The organism is Streptomyces sp. NPDC041784 (genome assembly GCF_055591025.1).
In genome coordinates, this window is sequence record NZ_JBVJAB010000092.1 from 1 (window position 1) to 1,416 (window position 1,416).

Genomic DNA, 1,416 nt, shown 5'->3' on the forward strand with positions numbered 1-1,416 from the left:
GCTGTGTCTCGTTGTCTTGTGTGTGGCGAGGGTGGGGCAGGTCAGGGCGCCTGCGGGTGAGCGGCTGTCGGACCGGATCGCGATCGGGGTGCTGACGCAGGCGTTTCCGCCTCATCTGGTTGATGAGGTGATCGCCGAGACCGGTCGGGGCGAGCAGCGCAGTCGCCTGCTGCCGGCACGCGTGGTGGTGTACTTCATCCTCGCGATGTGCCTGTTCTTCGGGCAGGGATACGAAGAGGTGGCCCGGCTGCTGGGCGAGGGGCTGGGCGAGGGACGGCGGTCGTGGCGGGTGCCGACGACCGCCGCGATCGGCCGGGCGCGTCGGCGTCTGGGCCCGGAGCCCCTGAAGAGGCTGTTCGCCCGGGTCTGCCGGCCGGTGGCCGTGCCCGAGACGGTCGGTGCCTGGTACCGGCACTGGCGTCTGGTCGTGGTGGACGGCACGATGCTGGACCTGGCGGACACGGCGCCCAACGAGGAGTTCTTCGGCCGTCATGCCTCAGGGCGCGGGGCAGCTGCGTTCCCGCAGGCACGGCTGGTCGCCCTGGCGGAATGCGGCACCCACGCGGTGTTCGGCGCTGCCATCGGCCCGCAGTCGGCGAGCGAGCAGAGCCTGTCCCGGCAGCTGTTCACCCAGCTCGGGGAAGGGATGCTCCTGCTGGCCGACCGGGGCTTTTACGGCTTCGAGCTGTGGCAGGCCGCCCGGGACAGCGGCGCCGACCTGCTGTGGCGAGTGCGCAAGAGCGCGGCCCTGCCTGTCACCCAGGCCCTCGCCGACGGCTCTTACCTCAGCACGGTCCATGCCGAACCCGACCGCAAGAGCCGCCGCAACCCGGTGGTGGTTCGCGTGATCGAGTACACCCTTGCCCGCACCGGCGACGCCACCGTCTACCGCTTGCTGACCACTCTGCTCGATCCAGAGCAGGCACCGGCGCGGGAACTGGCCGCGCTCTACGCCCAGCGGTGGGAGATCGAGACCACGCTGGACGAGATCAAGACCCACCAGCGCGGCCCGAAACTGATCCTGCGCTCGAAATATCCGTGGGGTGTGGAGCAGGAGATCTACGGTTTCCTCCTGGTGCACCACGCCATCCGGCAGCTGATGCACCAGACCGCCCTGCGTGAGGGCCTGGACCCTGACCGTCTGTCCTTCACGCGGTCCCTGCGGATCGTGCGCCGCCAGGTCCCGGCCCAGGCGGCGTTTTCCCCCCGGCCGACTCGCCCGGGCACTGGCCCGCACCCTGGCTGAGATCGCCGAACGCCTGCTGCCCGCACGCCGCCACCGGACCTGCCCCCGAGTAATCAAACGCAAGATGTCCAACTGGCCGCTCAAACGGGCCGAGCATCGCAGCCGGACACCACCCGCACCGGACACCGTCAGTATCACTCGACAAGACAGAACTTAAGTCACCAGCATTG

At 69.6% G+C, this 1,416-nt stretch carries 1 protein-coding gene; it reads left to right on the plus strand.

The genetic code is table 11. The features are described 5' to 3' along the window. The first annotated feature begins 22 nt into the window (after positions 1 to 22). Entirely contained in the window at positions 23 to 1,246 is a 1,224-nt protein-coding gene (locus ACZ6D7_RS47555) for an IS4 family transposase (RefSeq protein WP_469505172.1), read from the plus strand. Positions 1,247 to 1,416 lie beyond the last annotated feature (170 nt).